This window comes from Streptomyces sp. DH-12 (assembly GCF_002899455.1).
Taxonomy (GTDB): Bacteria; Actinomycetota; Actinomycetes; order Streptomycetales; family Streptomycetaceae; genus Streptomyces.
Map to the genome: position 1 here is coordinate 6,371,611 of NZ_PPFB01000001.1, position 19,351 is coordinate 6,390,961.

20 protein-coding genes and 1 pseudogene are annotated in these 19,351 nt (G+C 74.1%); 12 read left to right on the top strand and 9 right to left on the bottom strand.

All coding sequences use genetic code 11. From position 1 onward, the window contains the following. Positions 1–92: 92 nt before the first annotated feature. The 5 genes from fabG to C1708_RS27735 all read left to right on the top strand — a co-directional run bounded on the left by fabG (position 93) and on the right by C1708_RS27735 (position 4,879). Positions 93–854 (top strand): 3-oxoacyl-ACP reductase FabG, encoded by a 762-nt coding sequence (fabG, locus tag C1708_RS27715; RefSeq protein WP_106415242.1) that lies wholly within the window; start codon positions 93–95, stop codon positions 852–854. A gap of 11 nt (positions 855–865) precedes the next feature. Then, entirely contained in the window at positions 866–1,624 is a 759-nt protein-coding gene (locus C1708_RS27720; RefSeq protein WP_106415243.1) for an SDR family oxidoreductase, read from the top strand. A 235-nt stretch (positions 1,625–1,859) separates the two neighbouring features. Then, entirely contained in the window at positions 1,860–3,446 is a 1,587-nt protein-coding gene (locus C1708_RS27725; protein WP_198602610.1) for an ABC transporter substrate-binding protein, read from the top strand. Positions 3,447–3,538: 92 nt separating this feature from the next. Then, entirely contained in the window at positions 3,539–4,222 is a 684-nt protein-coding gene (locus C1708_RS27730; protein WP_106416511.1) for a uracil-DNA glycosylase, read from the top strand. Between the two features lie 147 nt (positions 4,223–4,369). After that, on the top strand, positions 4,370–4,879 hold the full coding sequence (locus C1708_RS27735) for a hypothetical protein (RefSeq protein WP_106415245.1): 510 nt from the start codon (positions 4,370–4,372) through the stop codon (positions 4,877–4,879). Positions 4,880–4,892: 13 nt separating this feature from the next. Here C1708_RS27735 and C1708_RS27740 read toward each other — a convergent pair whose 3' ends face one another. The 4 genes from C1708_RS27740 to C1708_RS27755 all read right to left on the bottom strand — a co-directional run bounded on the left by C1708_RS27740 (position 4,893) and on the right by C1708_RS27755 (position 7,173). Continuing rightward, positions 4,893–5,396 carry a hypothetical protein gene (locus C1708_RS27740; protein ID WP_502696090.1) on the bottom strand — a complete coding sequence of 168 codons (504 nt, stop codon included), beginning with the start codon at positions 5,394–5,396 and terminating at the stop codon, positions 4,893–4,895. Positions 5,397–5,509: 113 nt separating this feature from the next. Further along, complete coding sequence (locus C1708_RS27745; RefSeq protein WP_106415247.1) at positions 5,510–6,037, bottom strand: DinB family protein; 528 nt, start codon at positions 6,035–6,037, stop codon at positions 5,510–5,512. An 85-nt stretch (positions 6,038–6,122) separates the two neighbouring features. Further along, entirely contained in the window at positions 6,123–6,515 is a 393-nt protein-coding gene (locus tag C1708_RS27750) for a VOC family protein (protein WP_106415248.1), read from the bottom strand. Positions 6,516–6,555: 40 nt separating this feature from the next. Further along, a complete protein-coding gene (locus C1708_RS27755) occupies positions 6,556–7,173 on the bottom strand; it encodes a TetR/AcrR family transcriptional regulator (protein WP_106415249.1) in 618 nt (205 codons plus the stop codon). Between the two features lie 89 nt (positions 7,174–7,262). Between C1708_RS27755 and C1708_RS27760 the strand changes: the two genes are divergently transcribed. Then, the gene (locus tag C1708_RS27760; protein ID WP_106415250.1) at positions 7,263–8,546 is read left to right on the top strand and encodes an FAD-dependent monooxygenase; all 1,284 of its coding nucleotides are present in this window, start codon (positions 7,263–7,265) and stop codon (positions 8,544–8,546) included. Next, positions 8,543–9,448: a Gfo/Idh/MocA family protein gene (locus C1708_RS27765; RefSeq protein ID WP_106415251.1), complete on the top strand. Its 906-nt coding sequence runs from the start codon at positions 8,543–8,545 to the stop codon at positions 9,446–9,448. Before C1708_RS27760 ends, C1708_RS27765 begins: the two co-directional genes overlap by 4 nt. Here C1708_RS27765 and lnt read toward each other — a convergent pair. Next, positions 9,372–10,940 carry an apolipoprotein N-acyltransferase gene (gene lnt / locus C1708_RS27770; protein WP_106415252.1) on the bottom strand — a complete coding sequence of 523 codons (1,569 nt, stop codon included), beginning with the start codon at positions 10,938–10,940 and terminating at the stop codon, positions 9,372–9,374. The two genes, C1708_RS27765 and lnt, sit on opposite strands and share 77 nt — an antisense overlap. Before the next feature lie 170 nt (positions 10,941–11,110). On the opposite strand from lnt, the gene C1708_RS27775 reads away from it, so the two are divergent. Next, a complete protein-coding gene (locus tag C1708_RS27775) occupies positions 11,111–11,851 on the top strand; it encodes an SDR family NAD(P)-dependent oxidoreductase (protein ID WP_106415253.1) in 741 nt (246 codons plus the stop codon). 25 nt (positions 11,852–11,876) lie between these two features. Here C1708_RS27775 and C1708_RS27780 read toward each other — a convergent pair whose 3' ends face one another. Beyond that, positions 11,877–12,056: a hypothetical protein gene (locus C1708_RS27780; RefSeq protein ID WP_106415254.1), complete on the bottom strand. Its 180-nt coding sequence runs from the start codon at positions 12,054–12,056 to the stop codon at positions 11,877–11,879. A 154-nt stretch (positions 12,057–12,210) separates the two neighbouring features. Further along, a complete protein-coding gene (locus C1708_RS27785; protein ID WP_106415255.1) occupies positions 12,211–13,086 on the bottom strand; it encodes an undecaprenyl-diphosphate phosphatase in 876 nt (291 codons plus the stop codon). A 339-nt stretch (positions 13,087–13,425) separates the two neighbouring features. Between C1708_RS27785 and C1708_RS35715 the strand changes: the two are divergent. Continuing rightward, positions 13,426–13,581 (top strand): annotated as a pseudogene (locus C1708_RS35715) (steroid 3-ketoacyl-CoA thiolase); the annotation flags it as partial. Between the two features lie 34 nt (positions 13,582–13,615). Here the strand turns inward: C1708_RS35715 and C1708_RS27795 are convergent. After that, the gene (locus C1708_RS27795; protein WP_106415256.1) at positions 13,616–14,404 is read right to left on the bottom strand and encodes a TVP38/TMEM64 family protein; all 789 of its coding nucleotides are present in this window, start codon (positions 14,402–14,404) and stop codon (positions 13,616–13,618) included. Positions 14,405–14,453: 49 nt separating this feature from the next. On the opposite strand from C1708_RS27795, the gene C1708_RS27800 reads away from it, so the two are divergent. The 3 genes from C1708_RS27800 to C1708_RS27815 all read left to right on the top strand — a co-directional run bounded on the left by C1708_RS27800 (position 14,454) and on the right by C1708_RS27815 (position 17,627). After that, on the top strand, positions 14,454–15,179 hold the full coding sequence (locus C1708_RS27800) for a DNA alkylation repair protein (RefSeq protein WP_106415257.1): 726 nt from the start codon (positions 14,454–14,456) through the stop codon (positions 15,177–15,179). A gap of 345 nt (positions 15,180–15,524) precedes the next feature. Further along, positions 15,525–16,694, top strand: a complete 1,170-nt coding sequence (tuf, locus tag C1708_RS27810; RefSeq protein WP_106415259.1) for an elongation factor Tu — start codon at positions 15,525–15,527, stop codon at positions 16,692–16,694. An 87-nt stretch (positions 16,695–16,781) separates the two neighbouring features. Further along, positions 16,782–17,627: a spermidine synthase gene (locus C1708_RS27815; protein ID WP_106415260.1), complete on the top strand. Its 846-nt coding sequence runs from the start codon at positions 16,782–16,784 to the stop codon at positions 17,625–17,627. Positions 17,628–17,978: 351 nt separating this feature from the next. Here the strand turns inward: C1708_RS27815 and C1708_RS27820 are convergent, their stop codons facing one another. Further along, positions 17,979–19,289 carry an MFS transporter gene (locus tag C1708_RS27820; RefSeq protein WP_106415261.1) on the bottom strand — a complete coding sequence of 437 codons (1,311 nt, stop codon included), beginning with the start codon at positions 19,287–19,289 and terminating at the stop codon, positions 17,979–17,981. Positions 19,290–19,351 lie beyond the last annotated feature (62 nt).

Sequence of the window (19,351 nt, forward strand, 5' to 3'; positions counted from 1 at the left end):
TCTAGCGTCACGTCTGCTGAAGGTACTAAGCGGTCGCTCACCGATTCGGGCCGGCCGCAGGAGCCGCATCCCAAGGGCGAGGAGAAGCAGGTATGTCCACCACTGAAGCGCGGGTCGCGGTCGTCACCGGCGCCGCGCGCGGCATCGGCGCCGCCACCGCCGTACGACTGGCCGCCGAGGGCCGCGCGGTCGCCGTGCTGGACCTCGACGAGGCCGCCTGCAAGGACACCGTCGAGAAGATCACCGCCGCCGGCGGCAAGGCGATCGCCGTCGGCTGCGACGTCTCCGACGAGGCGCAGGTCGAGGCGGCCGTCGCGCGCGTCGCCGAGGAGCTCGGCGCGCCGACCGTCCTGGTCAACAACGCGGGCGTGCTGCGCGACAACCTGCTGTTCAAGATGAGCGTCTCCGACTGGGACACCGTCATGAACGTGCACCTGCGCGGTGCCTTCCTGATGTCGAAGGCCTGCCAGAAGCACATGGTGGACGCCGGCTTCGGCCGCATCGTCAACCTGTCGTCCTCCTCCGCGCTCGGCAACCGCGGCCAGGTCAACTACTCCGCCGCCAAGGCCGGTCTGCAGGGCTTCACCAAGACCCTCGCCAAGGAGCTCGGCAAGTTCGGCGTCACCGCCAACGCCGTCGCCCCCGGCTTCATCGCCACCGAGATGACCAAGGCCACCGCCGACCGCGTCGGCATGGGCTTCGAGGACTTCAAGGCCGCCGCCGCCACCCAGATCCCCGTCGCCCGCGTCGGCGAGCCCGAGGACGTCGCCAACGCCATCGCCTTCTTCACCGCGGACGCGGCCGGCTTCGTCTCCGGCCAGGTGCTGTACGTGGCCGGCGGACCGCTCGACTAGGGGAACCGGACATGACGACAGTGGAACCCACCGGCAAGGTCGCCCTGATCACGGGCGCCAGCCGCGGCATCGGCTACGGCGTCGCCGAGGCCCTGGTCGCGCGCGGCGACCGGGTCTGCATCACCGGACGCAACGAGGACGCCCTCAAGGAGGCCGTCGAGAAGCTCGGCGCCGACCGGGCCGTCCACGTGGCCGGCAAGGCGCACGACGAGGCCCACCAGGCACTCGCCGTCGAGCGCGTGATGGAGGCCTTCGGCCGGGTCGACTACCTGGTCAACAACGCGGGCACCAACCCGGTGTTCGGGCCGATCGCCGACCTCGACCTGAACGTGGCGCGCAAGGTCTTCGAGACCAATGTGATCTCCGCGCTCGGTTTCGCGCAGAAGACCTGGCACGCCTGGCAGAAGGACAACGGCGGGGCGATCGTCAACATCGCCTCCGTCGCGGGCATCGCGCCCTCGCCCTTCATCGCCGCGTACGGCGTCAGCAAGGCCGCGCTGATCAACCTCACCCAGCAGCTGGCGCACGAGTTCGCGCCCCGGGTGCGGGTCAACGCCATCGCCCCGGCGGTGGTGAAGACCAAGTTCGCCCAGGCGCTGTACGAGGGCCGGGAGGAGGAGGCCGCCGCTTCCTACCCGCTCGGCCGGCTCGGCGTGCCGTCCGACATCGGCGGCGCGGCCGCGTTCCTCACCTCGGACCAGTCCGCCTGGGTCACCGGCCAGACCCTGGTCGTCGACGGCGGCATCTTCCTCAACGCCGGCGTCGGCTGACCCGTACGCGCCGATCCGCTGTGCGCACCACGCGTGCACACGGGTCACGAACGCCCCGTCCGACACGGGCGCCGTTGACGAAAACGGCGCCCGTGTCGGCGTTTCAGGGCCGGAACGCGCGTGACAACGTAGTCATCCGCCAGTTGATCTCAACTCCCTTCCAGGGCAGGGTCGGTGGGCGTGTCGCTGCGGTATCGTTCGCCGACCTTGGTACGGCAGATCGAGGAGCGTGCGCGTGTTCAACCGGAACCGATGCCTGCGGCGGGTGGCGGCCATCGCGTCCATATCGTCCCTGGTGACCGGATGCGGCGTCCTGTCGTCCGACAGCCCGGAGGACGAGGACCCCATCGTCGTGGGAACCACCAGCTCGCCGAGCACGCTGGATCCTGCCGCGTCCTGGGACAGCTCCTGGGAGCTGTTCCGCAACATCTACCAGACGCTGCTGAGCTACCCGATCGGCGCGACGACCCCGCAGCCGGACGCGGCGGAGAAGTGCGAGTTCTCCGACACCTCCAACCAGGTGTTCCGCTGCGAGCTGCGCGAGGGCCTGACGTTCTCCGACGGGGGCAAGCTGGACGCCAAGGCGGTCAAGCACTCGATCGACCGCATCCGCCAGATCGACGTCAACGGCGGTCCGGCCGGTCTGCTGGGCAGCCTCGAGAGGGTCCAGGCGCCGAGCGAGCGCGAGGTGGTCTTCTACCTCAACAAGCCCGACGCCACCTTCCCGTTCGTGCTCGCCACCCCCGCGATGTCGATCGTCGACCCCGACTCCTACCCGGCGGGATCGCTCCGCGAGGACAAGAGCGTCGTCGGATCGGGCCCGTACACCCTCCAGTCGTACGAGGAGGGCAAGGAGGCCCGGCTGGTCCGCAACGACCGCTACAAGGGGTACGCCGAGCGGAAGAACAACGCCGTCACCATCCGCTACTACCAGGACTCGGGCGAGATGGTCGAGGCGCTGCGCGACAAGCGGATCGACCTCACCTACCGCGGGCTGGCCGCGGGCGACATCGTCGAGCTGCAGGGCAGGACCTCCAAGGAGGAGGAGATCCAGCTCATCGACGGCACCGGCACCGACATCAACTACCTGGTGTTCAACCCGAAGGACCCGTGGGCCGGGAAGAAGGCGGTGCGCCACGCGATCGCGCAGCTCGTCGACCGCGCCGCGATCGCGCACAAGGTCTACAAGGACACCGTCGACCCGCTGTACTCGATGGTCCCCAAGGGCCTGACCGGACACACCACCGGCTTCTTCGACGACTTCGGCGAGCCCGACGCCGGCAAGGCCCGCGAGATCCTCCGGGACGCCGGCATCACCGAGCGGGTGCCGCTCACCCTCTGGTACACCTCGGACCGCTACGGCTCCGAGACCGCCCTGGAGTTCAAGGAGCTGGAGCGGCAGCTGGAGGCGTCGGAGCTGTTCGACGTCACGCTGAAGAGCCGCCCCTGGAAGACCTACGTCGAGGGCTACCAGAAGGGCGAGTACCCGGTGTTCGGCCGTGGCTGGTTCCCCGACTTCCCGGACGCGGACAACTTCATCGCCCCGTTCGTCGGCAGGCAGAACGCGCTCGGCACGCCGTACGAGGCCAAGAAGATCGTCAACGACCTGCTGCCCAGCTCACGCCGGGAGAGCGACCGGGGCAACGTGGTGAAGCAGTTCGAGGAGGCCCAGGAGATCCTCGTGGACGACGTGCGGCTGCTCCCGCTGTGGCAGGGCCGGCAGCACGTGGCGGCGAGCCGGGACATCTCGGGCGCCGAGCGCGCCCTGGACCCGTCCACCATCATGATGATGTGGCAGCTCTCCCGGAAGACCAGCTGGTAGCGCACCCGGCACGGCCGGCCGCGGGGCCGGCTGTCAGTGGGCGCCGGTAGGTTCTGAGACCGGGAAACGACCACGTGAGCAAGGGAATCGACGTGACCGACATCGCCATGCTGCCCGAGTCCTGGCGCGGGGTTCTGGGCGACGAGCTGAAGCAGCCCTACTTCGAGGAGCTGACCGAGTTCGTCGAGGAGGAGCGGGCGCGCGGTCCCGTCTACCCGCCCCGCGAGGAGGTCTTCGCGGCGCTGGAGGCCACGCCGTACGACGAGGTGAAGGTGCTGGTGCTCGGCCAGGACCCGTACCACGGCGAGGGCCAGGGGCACGGGCTGTGCTTCTCGGTCCGGCCCGGGGTGAAGATCCCGCCGTCCCTGCGGAACATCTACAAGGAGCTGCACGCCGACCTGGGCACGCCCGTCCCGGACAACGGCTATCTGATGCCGTGGGCCCGGCAGGGCGTGCTGCTGCTCAACGCGGTGCTCACGGTCCGCGCGGGGGAGGCCAACTCGCACAAGGGGAAGGGCTGGGAGCGGTTCACCGACGCGGTGATCCGCGCGGTGGCCGACCGCCCCGACCCCGCGGTCTTCGTGCTGTGGGGCAACTACGCGCAGAAGAAGCTGCCGCTGATCGACGAGAGCCGGCACGTGGTGGTGAAGGGGGCGCACCCCTCGCCGCTGTCCGCGAAGAAGTTCTTCGGCTCCCGGCCGTTCTCCCGGATCAACGAGGCGGTGGCCGCGCAGGGGCACCAGCCGATCGACTGGACCCTCCCGAACCTGGGCTGACGCGCCGGCCGGTCCGGCCGGCCGGGTGCGGAGGGGCGCCCCGCCCCGCCCCTCCGCGCCCGGCACGTCGCGGGGCGGCCTGTCCGGAATCGTCCGCTCCTGCGGTTAGCGTCGGGGGCGACAGCGGGCGACGGTGCGGAGGACGCGGTGGCGGAGCGACAGGAGCAGGCGGCGCCGGACGCCCTGCTCACCCGGATCGGCCAGGCCGTGATGCTGCACCACGCGGGGGACCGTGAGGAGGCGCGGCACCGCTTCCTCGGTCTGTGGACCGAGATCGGCGAGCACGGCGACCCGCTGCACCGCTGCACGCTCGCCCGCTGCCTGGCCGACACCCAGGACGACCCCGAGGACGAACTGGCCTGGGACCTGCGGGCGCTGACGGCGGCCGAGGAGGCCGACGGGACCCCGGCCCGCGACAACGCTCCGGCGGTGCGCGCGCTGTACCCGTCGCTGCACCTCGACCTGGCCGCCGACTACGCCCGCCTCGGCCGTCGCGACGCGGCCCGTGCCCATCTGGAGCGGGCCCGGGGCGCTGCCCGCACCCTCGCCGACGACCGTTACGGCCAGGACGTGCAGGACGCCGTTCGGCGGCTGGAGGCACGGCTGGGCGAGGACGGGACACCGCCCGGGGGACCGGGCCCCCCGCGGCGACCATGAGGCGCGGTGCGGCTCAGCGTCCGTAGGTGTCCTGGCAGATCCGCGCCTGCGGGCTGTCCGCCGGCCAGCCGCCGTACTCCCGGCCCAGCGCGCAGATGTCCGAGCCGCCGCCGGACGTGCCGCCGTCCGGCGACCCGCCGCCCGGGAGCTTGGCCGACGGGCGTGGCGCGGGGGTGCGCCGGCGCGGCTGCGGCTGCTCGGGACTCCGGGGCCGGTCCGTGCGCGCCTGCCCGTTGCGCGCGTCGGACGGCGCGTCCGGTTCCGAGGGCTTCGCCTTCGGGGTGGTCCGGTCCGACGGCGACGCCTCGGGCTCGTCGACCGGGACCCTCCGCAGGGCCTCACGCGCCGGCGCCTGCTCGGCAGGGGAGGCGCCGCGTCCCGCCGCGTCGTGCCCGGCACCGTGCGGCGGCGCGGTCGCCGGGCCCGGTGCGAGGGGACGCTGGACCGTCACGCAGCCCGAGAGGGCGGCGACCGCCACGGTCACCAGAAGCGTTGCTGTGGTCGTCGTTCGCTGCACCCCCGCCACTTTGCTGGTTCCACCCGCCGGACGGTGGACGGACAGGCGCGGTCCTCCCCCGCACGGGTGATGTCCGCCCACCTTCGGGGGCCCCGCCGGCGTGCCGGGTGACGTCACTCGCCGGTGGCGCCGTCGATCCGCTGGCGGATCAGGTCCGCGTGGCCGTTGTGCCGGGCGTACTCCTCGATCATGTGCGTGTAGATCCAGCGCAGGGAGTACGGCTCGGGGCTGGAATGGTGCCGCCCGCGGGAGAGGTCGTCCAGGGGGTGACCGGACGCGGCGCGGCGGGCGGCCTCGATCTCCGCCTGCCAGGTCTCGTAGGCGTCCTTCCAGGTGTCCGCCTCGCCGGGGTGGAACTCGCCGTCCGGGTCGGCCTCGCCGTAGTAGATCGGCCCCGCGTCCTCACCGGCGAACACCCGGCGGAACCACGAGCGCTCCACCTCCGCCATGTGCCGCACCAGCCCCATCAGCGACAGGTCCGACGGCGGCACCGAGGCGGTCCGCACCTGTTCGTCCGTCAGCCCCTCGCACTTGCGGGCGAGCGTCGCGCGGTGGTAGTTGAGCCACCCCTCGAGCATGGTCCGTTCATCGGCGTTCGGTGCGGGTTCGGTGCGCTGGGAAGTCGTGTGCTGGGGCGTCATGCCCGCATCCTTTCCCGCCGACGCGGCCTCACACCAAGGGTTTTGCGGCGGCGGGCCGCGGGGCGGCGCGGCACCGGTGTCACGGTCAGGTGCTCGCGCCGGTGCGCACGAAGAGGCAGAACGGGTGGCCCACCGGGTCGTACAGGACCCGCACGTCGTCCTGCGGCTGGTAATCCGCCACGGTCGCCCCCAGGGCGACGGCACGCTCGGCCGCCGACGGCAGATCGTCCACCTCGATGTCCAGGTGCATCATCATCTGCTGCCCGGACCGCGCGGACGGCCACCGCGGAGGAGTGAAGAGCGGCTCCGTCTGGAACGACAGCCCGGTACCGCCGTCGGAGGGGCCGATCTCGACCCAGTCCGGTCCGGATGTCCGCACCGGCCACCCGAGCAGGGCCTGGTAGAACCCCGCCAGCTCCTGGGCGTCCGGTGCGTCGAGCGTGGTCGCGGCCAACGTGAAACGCGGTGAAGGCTTCATACGGTGCTGCTGCCCGGTTTCGTCGCGGTGAGGCCGGGTGTCACTCCTCCGACCGCCGCCGGCGCCCCGCGGTCCCCAGCATCCCGTCGAGGAGTTCCCGCAGGTCGGTGCGGATGTCCGTCACCGACGGCACCTGGGCGTGGTAGGAGCCCGCCACGCAGGAGAAGAGAAGGCCGTCGGCCCAGGAGACCAGGGACAGGGCGTGGCGGGCCGGGGACGTGGAGCCCATCGCCGTGACGAGGGCGGTGAGGTGGTCGCGGAAGCGGGCGCCGGCCGCGTCGAAGTGGGCGCGGAGTTCGGGGCGGCGGGTGGCCTCCAGGGCGAGTTCGTAGCGGGCGAGGGTCAGCTCGTGGTGGTGGGTCAGCGCGCGGTGGACGGTCAGGGCCAGCGCGTCCAGCAGGGCGTCGGCGCCACCGCGAGGGTCGGGCAGCTCGTGGAGGGCCAGCACCCGCTCCTCCCGGTCGGCGAGACGGCGTACCGCCAGTTCCAGCAGCGCCTGCCGGGTGCGCGCCACGTTGGACGTGGAGCCCTGGGGGAGCCCGGCCGTCTCGTCCACCGCCCGATGGGTCAGGCCCCGCATGCCCCGCTCGGCGAGCAGGGCGAGGGCGGTGTCGGCGACGAGGCCGGCGCGGGCGCCGGCGGTGGTGCGTTCGGACATGGAGGTCAACCTACCCGTCTCACTACGGATGTAGTACGTTGGAGCCGAGGGTCCACTACAGATGTAGTCAGCGGCCACGAGGAGGAGCCATGACAGCGATCGAACGGGTGATCGTGATCGGCGGGGGGATCGGCGGACTGACGGCGGCCGCAGCCCTGCACCTGCGCGGAGCGCAGGTGACCGTCCTGGAGCGCGCCCCCTCCCTCGAGCCGGCGGGCGCGGCGATCTCCCTGTCCCCCAACGCGCTCCGTGCGCTGGACGTCATCGGCCTGGGCGACGACATCCGCGCCCTCTCCGCCTGGCAGGGCGACGGCGGGCTGCGCGCCCCGAGCGGCCGGTGGCTGGCCCGCACCGACGCCGTCGCGGCGGCCGAACGCTTCGGCGGCCCGCTCGTCCTGCTGCACCGCGCCACCCTCGTCGACCACCTCGCCGGACGGCTCCCGTCCGGCGCGGTCCGCACCGGCGCCCCCGCCCGGCTGACCGACCCCGGCGTCCCGGGCGACCCCCGCAGGCCGGCCCGCGTGGAGACACCCGAAGGCGAACTGGAGGCCGACCTGGTGGTGGCCGCCGACGGCATCCGCTCCGCCGTGCGCGGCGCCCTCTTCCCCGGCCACCCCGGCGCCGTGTACAGCGGCTTCACCACCTGGCGGGTCGTGATCCCGCTGTCCGGCGTCGCGTTCCCCTCGCACGAGACCTGGGGCCGCGGCCGCATCTGGGGCACCCACCCCCTCAAGGACGGCCGGGTGTACGCCTACGCCGCCGCCGTCGCGCCCGCGGGGGAGCGGGCCCCGGACGACGAACGGGCCGAACTGCTGCGCCGCTACGGCGACTGGCACAGCCCGGTCCCCGAGGTGCTGGCCGCCGTCCGGCCCGAGGACGTCCTGCGGCACGACGTCCATCACATCGCCGAGCCGCTGCCCGCCTTCCACCGGGGCCGCGTGGCGCTCGTCGGCGACGCCGCGCACGCCATGCCGCCCACCCTCGGCCAGGGCGGCAACCAGGCCATCGAGGACGCGATCACCCTCGCCTTCCCCCGCCCGGGCATGCCCGGGTCCGCCCACGCCCCCGTCGCCGACGGCCTCCCCGGCTACACCGCCGCCCGCCTCCCGCGCACCACGGCCGTCTCACGCCGGGCGGTGCGGGTGGCCCGGCTCAACGTGATGACGACCGGCCGCATCGGCACGGCCGTACGGGACACCGCGCTGGCCGCGCTGTCCAGGGCGGCGCCGTCGCTCTTCCTGCGCGGGTTCGACGGCGTCGCCGACTGGCGGCCGCCGGGAGGGCCGTCCGGCGCGGACGGGGACGGCTCCGGGGCACCCCGTATGCTCGCAGCGGACCAGGCCGGGCAAGGACCAGAGGAGAACACACCGTGAAGGTCGGCTGCATCGGGCTCGGCGACATCGCGCAGAAGGCGTACCTTCCGGTGCTCGCCGTCCAGCCCGGGGTGGAACTGCACCTGCAGACCCGCACCCCGGCCACGCTGGAGCGGGTCGGCGACGCCCTCCACCTGCCGGCCGGGCGCCGCCACGCCGACCTCGACGCGCTGATCGGCGCGGGCCTCGACGCGGCCTTCGTGCACGCCCCGACCGACGCCCACCCGCGGATCGTGACCCGGCTGCTCGAAGCGGGTGTGCCGACGTACGTCGACAAGCCGCTCGCCTACGAACTCGCCGCCTCCGAGCGGCTGGTGACGCTCGCCGAGGAGCGCGGCACCAGCCTCGCGGTCGGCTTCAACCGCCGCCACGCCCCCGGCTACGCGCAGTGCGCGGACCACCCGCGCGAGCTGATCCTCATGCAGAAGAACCGGGCCGGGCTGCCGGAGGAGCCCCGCCGGACGATCCTCGACGACTTCATCCACGTCGTGGACACCCTGCGCTTCCTGGCGCCCGGGCAGATCGACGACGTGACGGTCCGCGCCCGCGCCGAGGACGGGCTGCTGCACCACGTGGTGCTCCAGCTCGCCGGCGACGGCTTCACCGCCCTCGGCGTGATGAACCGGCTCAGCGGCTCCTCCGAGGAGATCCTCGAGGTGTCCGGCCAGGACTCCAAGCGCCAGGTGGTCAACCTCGCCGAGGTGATCGACCACAAGGGGCGACCGACCGTACGGCGGCGCGGCGACTGGGTGCCGGTGTCCCAGCAGCGCGGCATCGAGCAGGCGGCGCTCGCCTTCCTGGACGCGGTGCGCGCCGGCGAGGTGCTCAGCGCCCGTGACGCACTGGCGACCCATGAGCTGTGCGAACGGGTGGTACGAGCGGTCGACGAGCGCCTCGCCTAGACCGCGCCGCCTCCACCACGCCGTAGACCGCGAGGACGAGCAGCGCCGCCTGCGGGGGCCAGTCGCCGAAGCGGACGTACGGCGTGGTGCCCCGCGCCGGCGGCACGTCGTACACCTGCGCGGCGGAGGCGTCCGTGCCGAGCCGCGGGCCGATGCGCCCGCCGTCCGCGCCGTACACGGCGGACACCCCGGTCAGGGTGGCGTGCACCATCGGGCGGCCGGTCTCGGCGGCGCGCAGCGCGGCCAGCGAGGCGTGCTGCGCGGGCGCCCAGCTCTGCTGGAACGTCGACGTGGAGGACTGCGCGAGCAGGACGCCGGCGCCGTCCTGCGCGAGATGGCGGCTCATGTCGGGGAACGCCGACTCGAAGCACACCATCGGGCCGATCCGCAGGCCGTCCCCCACGTCCATGACGACCTGCTCGGAGCCCCGCCGCCGGTCCTCGCCGGCCGCCTTCCCGACGGAGGTCGCCCAGCCCAGCAGCGAGCGGGCCGGGATGTACTCCCCGAACGGCACCAGCCGCATCTTGTCGTACCGGTCGCCGGTCGGACCGTCCGGGCCGATCAGCACCGAGCTCTTGTAGATGCCGGGCCTGTCCGAGCGCCGGGCGTCCACGTTGACCAGGATCTCCGCGTCCGTCCCGCGGGACAGCGCGGCCAGCCGCCGGGCGAGGTCGGGGCGGTCGCCCAGGTCGAAGCCGACGCTGCTCTCCCCCCAGACGACCAGGTCGACGTCCTGACCGGCGAGCTGACGGGTGAGTTGCTCCTCGCGGTCGAAGCGGCGGTCGGCGCTGTCCCGTCCGGAGACCACCCCCGGCTGGACGACCGCGATCCGCGCCCGCTCCCCGGTGGGGTCGGGACGCGGCGATCCCACCCACGCGGCGGACCCGGCGGCGGCCACGGCGACCAGTCCCGCCACGGCCGGCACCCGGGCCCGGCGCACCGCGACCAGCACGGCCACGGCGACGTTCAGCGCCACCACCAGGAAGCTCGGCAGCCACACCCCGCCCACCGACGCCAGCCGCAGCGCGGCCTCCACCCGCCACTGGCTCGCGCCCAGCACGCCCCACGGCCCGCCGAGCCCCTGCCAGGAGCGGATCAGCTCGATCGTCAGCCAGCCCGACGGCACCACCAGCAGCGCGGCCGCGACCCGGCCCCCGGACGGGGTCCCGCCCAGCGTCCGGCGCGCCAGCCACCCCCACGGCGCCCACAGCGCGCCCAGCAGCGCGGCGAGGACGAACGTGAACACGTGCAGGCTGGGCAGCAGCCAGTGGTGCATGGCCAGCATGAACCCGAACCCGCCCCACCAGCCGTCGAAGGCGGCCCGCCGCCCGGTCGGCGCGGTGCGGATCAGCAGCAGCCAGGGGACCAGGGCGACATAGGCGGTCCACCACAGGTTCGCGGCGGGGAAGGCCAGGGCGGGCAGGGCGCCCGCGACCGCGGCGGCGGTCGAGCGGCGCCACGGGGAGGCGAGGTGGTGGCCGACGGTGTTCATGGGCGCCTCCCTACCCCGTAGTGCCTCCAGTGTGCGTCCCGGACCCCGGACCCGGCCGGACGCGCCGCACGACGGTTTCAGTCGATCACACCGCCCGCCCGGGCGACACCGGGGCGCGTGTCATGCGAGTCTGGGGATCTTCGTCCCGCGTCCCACGTCTGGAGGTACTCATGAAGCGTCTGGTCACGGTGGTCACCGGCGGGAGCCGGGGCATCGGCGCCGCGACCTGCCGGCGGCTGGCGGCGGAGGGGCACGACGTGGCGGTGAACTACGTCCGGGACGCCGACGCCGCCGAGAAAGTGGCCGAGGACGTACGGGCCGCCGGGGCGCGGGCGGTGACCGTGCGGGCGGACACCGCCGTCGAGGCCGACGTGGAGCGGCTGTTCGAGGTGGCGGAGCGCGAACTCGGGCCGCTGACGGGGCTGGTCAACAACGCGGCGGTGACCGGGCCGCTCGGCCCCTTCACCGAGGTCGGCACGGACACCCTGCGGCGGGTCGTCGACGTCAACGTCACCGGCACGCTGCTGTGCGCACGGCGGGCCGCCCAGCTGATGACGCCGCGCGGCGAGGGCGTGATCGTGAACATCTCGTCGGGCGCCGCCACCCTGGGCAGCCCCGGCGAGTACGTGCACTACGCGGCGACCAAGGCCGCCGTCGACGCCCTGACCGTGGGGCTGTCGAAGGAGCTCGGTCCGGCCGGTGTGCGGGTCAACGCGGTGGCCCCGGGCCTGATCGACACGGAGATGCACGCGGCGATGGGGGCGCCGGACCGCGTCCGGGAGATGGCCGGGAGCATTCCGCTCCGGCGGGCGGGACAGGCGGAGGAGATCGCGGCGGCGGTCGCCTGGCTGATGTCGCCGGACGCCTCGTACACCACGGGGACGGTGCTGCGGGTCGCGGGCGGACGCTGACCGGGGACGCGGAGAGGGCGGGAGGTCAGGCCGCTTCGACGACCCGGCCGCGGATCGCGGCCGCCCACTCGACGACCAGCATCTCGTACTCCTCGCGCTCCTGGGCGGACAGGGAGCCGCCCGCCCGCAGCCACAGGGCGCGGATCTGCTCGTTCACCTCGGCGGCGGACCGCACGGAACCAGGGGTCGTTAAGTCGGGGGACATGCGGACCAGCCTAGGGCCATGGACTGACGGTGCGCTACCGGACGGCTACCGGACCCGTATGGGTTCGGTCACGTGCCGCGGACACCTCCCGGGCGGATGGGCCGCGGCCGGGCCGCTCCCGCACGCCTCGTCCGTGCCGCGCCCCCCGGGGCGCTCAGCCCGCCGACTCCGCCGCGTGCGGACTGAGCGCGCCGACGGCGACCAGGACGATGATCACCACGCCGAGCGCGATCCGGTACCAGACGAACGGCATGAAGCTCTTGGTCGAGATGAACTTCATGAACCAGGCGATCACGGCGTACCCGGTGACGAACGCGATCACCGTGGCGAAGAGCGTCGGCCCCCACGAGACGTGACCGCCGTCCGCCGCGTCCTTCAGCTCGAACAGGCCGGACGCCAGCACCGCCGGGATGGCGAGCAGGAACGAGTAGCGGGCCGCGGCCTCCCGCCGGTAGCCCATGAACAGGCCGCCGCTGATGGTGGCCCCGGAGCGGGAGACGCCCGGGATCAGGGCCATCGCCTGGCACACGCCGTAGATCAGGCCGTCCCTGACGGTCAGGTCGCCCAGCTCCTTGCGGGGCGCGGCCACCCGGTGCCTGCCGCCGCTCTCCGCGCGTGCCGCCAGCCGGTCGGCGACGCCGAGCACGATGCCCATGCCGATCAGCATCGCCGCCGTCAGCCGCAGATCGCGGAACGGCCCCTCGATCTGGTCCTTGAGCGTCACCCCGAGCACACCGATCGGGAGGGAGCCGACGATGACCAGCCAGCCCATGCGGGCGTCCTGGTCCCGGCGCATCTCCTTGTCGGTCAGCGAGCGCGTCCACGCGGACAGGATGCGTCCGATGTCCTCGCGGAAGTAGATCAGCACCGCGGTCTCCGTGCCGATCTGGGTGATCGCGGTGAAGGCCGCGCCGGGGTCCTCCCAGCCGGAGAAGGCCGCGGTCAGCCGCAGGTGCGCGCTGGAGGAGACGGGCAGGAACTCGGTCAGACCCTGGACGAGTCCGAGGATCAGGGATTCAAACCAAGACATGGGGCAGCGGAGTCCAAGTGCCGATCGCGGAAAGGTCGAAGGGCACACCCCCACCGCCGGGTGCGGTGCTGTCGATCATCGGGCGCGCCGACGGCGAACTGTAGCGCTCGGAGATGAAGCCCCGGCGAAGGTCCGATGGCAGCCCGCGTCCGTACGGGTGACGCCGGAGCGGCCGCCGTGCCGCGCACCGCCCGCCCGGGGCCTGGGGGCGCGCGGTGCGGGTCCCGGCGCCGGCCAGCCGGCGCCGGCGCGTGGCGAGGATGTCGCGCGGCGTGCCGACGGCGTGCACGAGCCGGCCGGAGCGGCCGTTGCCGAGGCACACCTCGCACAGGGGCGTGCGGCGGCGTCCTCGCCCCCGGCCGCCCGCTCGGCGCGGGCGGTTCCCGCCTGACGGCCGCCCCGGTCCGCGCCCTGCGGGAGCGCGGCGCGCGGCACGCCCTGCGGGCCAGGTGCGGGGCCGGCGCTCTCGCCGACGCGATGATCCTCGAGCGGGTCCGGCGCACCGCCGGTCCGGCGGCGGCCCGGCGTCCTACCGGGCGCGCAGCCGGTGCCGCTTGCGCCATGCCACGGCCGCGCCCGCGAGACCCGGCACGGCGATGCAGGCCAGCGCGATCAGGAAGGCCGGGGACGTCGGGGTGGAGGCGCGGGCGCCCGCCACGACGTAGGCGGCGGTGTTCGGGACCGAGCCGAGCGCCGTCGCCAGCAGGAACGGCAGCAGCCCCATCCGGGAGACCGAGGCGCAGTAGTTGGCGGCGGCGAACGGGATGCCGGGGAACAGCCGCGCCGCCAGCATCGACCGGAAACCGTGCCGGCTGAGCTGGTTGTCCGCGGCCTTCAGCCAGCGCCCGCGCAACAGCGGACGCAGCGCCTTCTGGCCGAGCACCCGCCCCAGGCAGAACGCCAGCCCGGCGCCCAGCACCGTGCCGCCCAGCGCCGCGACCAGCCCGAACTGGGAGCCGAACAGCGCCCCTGAGGCGAGGTTCAGCAACGGGCGCGGCACGAACGCCACCGTGCACGCCCCGTACGCCACCGCGTAGGCGACGACGGCGGCGGCACCGCCGAGCCGGACCGGCAGGCCGTCGGTCAGCAGCTGCTGCGGCTCCAGCACCACCATGACCGCCGCCGCCGAGGCGAGCAGGACGACCAGCAGGGACAGCCGTGACCACGGCGACAGCAGGACTCTCGCGCAGCGGCCGGCGAGACCCGGCGAGGGCGCGAGAACGGGGGCGGCCGTGGGGACGGCGACCGCGAGGTCGGACGAGCCGGCCCGGGGACGGGCCGTGGCCGTGCCCCCAGAGCGGTTGGTGGCATCGAGCATTCGGTGACACTAACCGACATTTGTGCGAGATCGCCGTAGTGTTCGTCTCATGGGCGTCACAGAAGACGGTCCGCCGCCGCGGGTGCCGGACAGCACGCTCGCCGACACGGTGCTGGAGCGGCTCACCGCCGCCTACCCGTCCGCCGCCGACCCCGGGCAGGCGGACGCCATGCGGGCGTACATGAAGGACGTCGCGCCCTTCCTGGGTCTGAAGACCCCGGTGCGCCGCGCGCTGTCCCGCACCGTCGAGGCGGGACTGCCCCGCCCGGCCGAGGCCGACTGCACGGCCGTCGCCCTGCGCTGCTGGGCGCTGCCCGAGCGGGAGTACCACTACTTCGCCGTGGACTACCTGCGCCGGCACGTACGGCGGTGCTCCTCGGATTTCCTGCCCGTGACCCGGCACCTCGTCACCACCGTGCCCTGGTGGGACACCGTCGACCTGCTCGCCGCGCACGTCGTCGGGCCGCTGGTCGCCGCCGACCCGGCGCTCACCGCCGCCATGGACCGGTGGAGCGCCGACGACGACCCCTGGCTGGTGCGCACCGCGCTGCTCCACCAGCTCCGCCAGAAGGAACGCACCGACGCCGAGCGGCTCTTCGGCCACTGCCTGCGCCAGTCCGGCCACCCCGGCTTCTTCGTCCGCAAGGCCATCGGCTGGGCCCTGCGCGAATACGCCAGGACCCACCCGGACGCGGTGCGCGGCTTCCTGGCCCGCGAGGGCGACCGGTTCGCGCCGCTGTCGGTGAGGGAGGCCCTGAGGAACATCGGCGCGTGACCGGGGACCCGTGACGACCCCTCACCGGGACCCCCTGATCCGCAGGGCGGACTTCCGCTTCGCGGAAAATCGTTCGACGCGGAGGGCCGCGTCGGCAAGGATCGACGTCATGTTCCGGTACGCCTTCCTCCTCGCAGCATCCGCCGTCGCGGATGCCCCGAAGGCTGCCGTCCCCGCTCTCCTCGCCGCAGTCGACGGCGCCCGAAGCTGACCCTCCCCGGATCGTCCGGCGGACCCCGCAGGGGGAGGGTCGGCCTGGTTCCTGGGGTCCCCGTCCCGGCCGCGCGCCGATCCGCCGCGCCCGGGGCCTGACGCGTCATCACCGAGAGGCTTTCCGGTACCGCCATGTCCAAGACGGCGTACGTCCGCACCAAACCGCACCTCAACATCGGCACGATGGGCCATGTCGACCACGGCAAGACCACCCTGACCGCCGCCATCACCAAGGTCCTCGCCGAGCGCGGCTCCGCCGGCTTCGTGCCGTTCGACCGCATCGACCGGGCCCCGGAGGAGGCCGCCCGCGGCATCACCATCAACATCGCGCACGTCGAGTACGAGACCGACACCCGCCACTACGCGCACGTCGACATGCCCGGCCACGCCGACTACGTGAAGAACATGGTCACCGGCGCCGCCCAGCTCGACGGGGCGATCCTCGTCGTCTCCGCACTGGACGGGATCATGCCGCAGACCGCCGAACACGTCCTGCTCGCGCGGCAGGTGGGCGTCGACCACATCGTCGTCGCGCTCAACAAGGCCGACGCGGGCGACGAGGAGCTGACCGACCTGGTGGAGCTGGAGGTCCGCGAGCTGCTCTCCGCGCACGGCTACGGCGGCGACACGGCGCCCGTCGTCCGGGTCTCCGGGCTCAAGGCGCTCGAGGGCGACCCGCGCTGGACCGCGTCCGTCGAGGCGCTGCTGGACGCGGTCGACACCTATGTGCCCGTGCCCGAGCGCTATCTGGACGCGCCGTTCCTGCTGCCGGTGGAGAACGTGCTCACCATCACCGGCCGGGGCACCGTCGTCACCGGCGCGGTGGAGCGCGGCACCGTCCGGGTCGGCGACCGGGTGCAGGTGCTCGGGGCGGACACCGAGACCGTGGTGACCGGCCTGGAGACCTTCGGCAAGCCGATGGAGGAGGCGCAGGCCGGGGACAACGTGGCGCTGCTGCTGCGCGGGGTGCCGCGCGACGCGGTGCGGCGCGGGCACGTGGTGGCCGCGCCGGGCAGCGTGACGCCCAGCCGGCGGTTCACGGCGCGGCTGTACGTGCTGTCCGCCCGCGAGGGCGGCCGGACGACACCGCTGTCGACCGGGTACCGGCCGCAGTTCTACATCCGCACCGCGGACGTCGTCGGGAACGTCGACCTCGGCGAGGCGGCGGTGGCGCGGCCCGGGGACACGGTGACCGTCACCGTGGAGCTGGGGCGCGACGTGCCGCTGGAGCCGGGTCTCGGCTTCGCCGTCCGCGAGGGCGGGCGCACGGTCGGCGCCGGGACGGTGACGGAGGTCGCGTGAGCCTCTGACGGGCATGTGCCCGGCTGCCCGCCCCCCTGTGACCGGGGGGCGGGCAGCCGTGTGCGGGGGCGGCGGCACAATGGGACGGTGAGCGAGCCCCTCCCCGTGTCCCGCGCCGTCGACCACGGCACCGCCAAGCTGATGCCCGACGTCGACCGGGAACGGGCCTGGCTGCTGACCGTCGACGGCGCGCCCCAGTCCTACGTCGACCTGGACGAGCCGACCCACCTGGAGTTCGAGTACGCCCGGCGGCTCGGGCACGTCCTCGACGTGGCCGGCGAACCCGGCGCGCCCCTGGACGCCGTGCACCTCGGCGGCGGCGCGATGACCCTGCCCCGCTACCTCGCCGCCACCCGGCCCGGCTCCCGCCAGCACGTCGTCGAGGCCGACGGGGCGCTGGCCGGCCTGGTCGCCGAACACCTGCCGCTCCCGCCCGGCGCCGGCGTCACCGTGCACACCGCGGACGCCCGCGCCTGGCTGGAGGCGGCCCCCGACGGCAGCGCGGACGTCCTGGTCGCCGACGTCTTCGGCGGTTCCCAGGTACCCGCGCACCTCACCACCGTCGGCTACGCCGACGAGGTCGCCCGGGTACTGCGGCCCGGCGGGATCTATCTCGCCAACCTCGCGGACGCGGCCCCGTTCGCCTTCCTGCGCTCACAACTGGCGACGGTGGCGACGCGGTTCGCGGAGCCGGCGCTGATCGCCGAACCGGCGGTTCTGCGGGGACGGCGGTTCGGGAACGTGGTGCTTGCGGCGTCCGACCGCGTGTTGGACATCCCGGCTCTGTCGCGGGCGACTGCGGCGGATCCCTTTCCGGCGCGGGTCGAACACGGGCCGTCCCTGCGTGACTTCGTGGGCGACGCCCACCCGGTCCACGACGGAACGGCGGTCCCGTCCCCGCTGCCGCCTTCAGGGGCGTTCGCGATCGGTTGAGGGGCGGGAGCGGCGGAGCGGGGGCGCTCGCGCAGTTACCCGTACCCCTCGGGGGGCGACGGTGGCCGGCCGGCTGCGGCGCCGTCGGGGTTGTCCGCGCACTTTCCGCGCCTCTGAGAGGCTGCGTACGCGCAGGCTCCCGCGGCTCTGGGAGGGGGCGCGTCGTAGGGGCGTGCGCGCCGATCGCCGCCCATCGGAGGGCGGCGGTGGTTCCGCACCTTCGGGGGCGTGGGGAACTGCGTGATCAGCCCTCACCGGGCCGTGGCCGGCCGGCGAGCGTGGGCGCCGCGGCGGGCTGGCTGTGTGGGCGGCGGTGGTTCCGCACCTTCAGGGGCGCGGGGAACTGCGCGATCAGTCGCCACCGGGCCGCAGCCGGCCGGCGGCAGTACCGGCCCCGTCCTGCTCTCGGGCGGCGCCCTGCAAGGCGCCCGTGACCTGCTTGGTGCGGCGGCGGAGGTTCCGGACGTCCGGGACCGTGAGGACCGCTGCCGTGACCACCACGACCAGGGCGGCGCAGCCCCAGAGGGCCTCCGGGCGGCCGAACGCCGACTCCGCCGGGCCCGCGAGGGCCATCGCCGCCGGGACCAGCGCGACCGAGCCGAACCAGTCGTAGGCGCACACCCGGGACAGCTTCTCCTCGGGTATCTCCTGGTGCAGCGCGGTCATCCAGGAGACGCCGAACACCTCCACGGACAGCCCGGTCAGGAACATCACCGCGCACAGCACCGCCACCGGGACGGGCACGGCGAGCGCGGCGGACGGCAGCGCCAGCGGGAACACGCACAGGGTGCCCACCAGCAGCAGACGGCGCGGCTGCCAGCGGGTCATCAGCAGCGCGCCCGCCACCGTGCCGCCGCCGAAGAACGCCAGCGCGACACCCCACGGCGCGGCCCCGCCCAGGTGGTCGCGGGCGACGAGCGGACCGTAGACCGCGTCAGCCGCGCCGACGACCGCGTTGGCGAGGGAGAACTGCACGACGATGCCCCACAGCCACGGCCGGCCGGTGAACTCCCGCCAGCCGTCCCGCAGGTCGGCGAGCATCCCGCCGCCCGGCTCGCGCGGCGGGACGTGCCGCACGTCGAGGAACGCCCGCAGCACCGCCGCGACCGCGAAGGCCGCCGCGTCCACCGCCAGCACCCAGCCCGGCCCGATCGCGGCCACCATCGCCCCGCCGAGCGCGGCGCCGCCCAGGGTCGCCCCGTGCATCGCCATCCGGAACACCGCGAACGCGCGGCCCGCCTGCTCGCCGTCGACGGAGGAGAGCAGCATGCCCTCGGCGGCCGGGTTGAAGAACGCCTGCCCGGTGCCGCCGAGCGCGCTGAGCAGCATCATCTGCCACAACCGCGCCTCACCCGCGAGGACCAGCGCGGCGAACGCGGCTTGCGAGACGCAGTTCAGGACGTTGGCCGCGACCATCACCCGGTGTCGCGGCAGCCGGTCCGCGACGGCCCCGCCGATCAGCAGGAACAGCACGAGCGGCAGGGTGCGGGCGGCGGCCACCAGACCCACGTCCCCGCCGTCGCCGCCCGCGCCCAGCACGGCGAACGCGGCGGCGATCAGCGCGCCGTGGCTGCCCAGGTTGGTCACCACGGCGGAGGCGGTCAGCAGCGTGTAGTTGCGGCCGGCCCAGGCGGGGCGGCGTCGGTCGGCGGTGGTCGGCACCCGGTGACTATCGCCGGGAGGGGGCCGACTTGCCAAGTGAGTTCCGGGCCCGTTCACGGGCG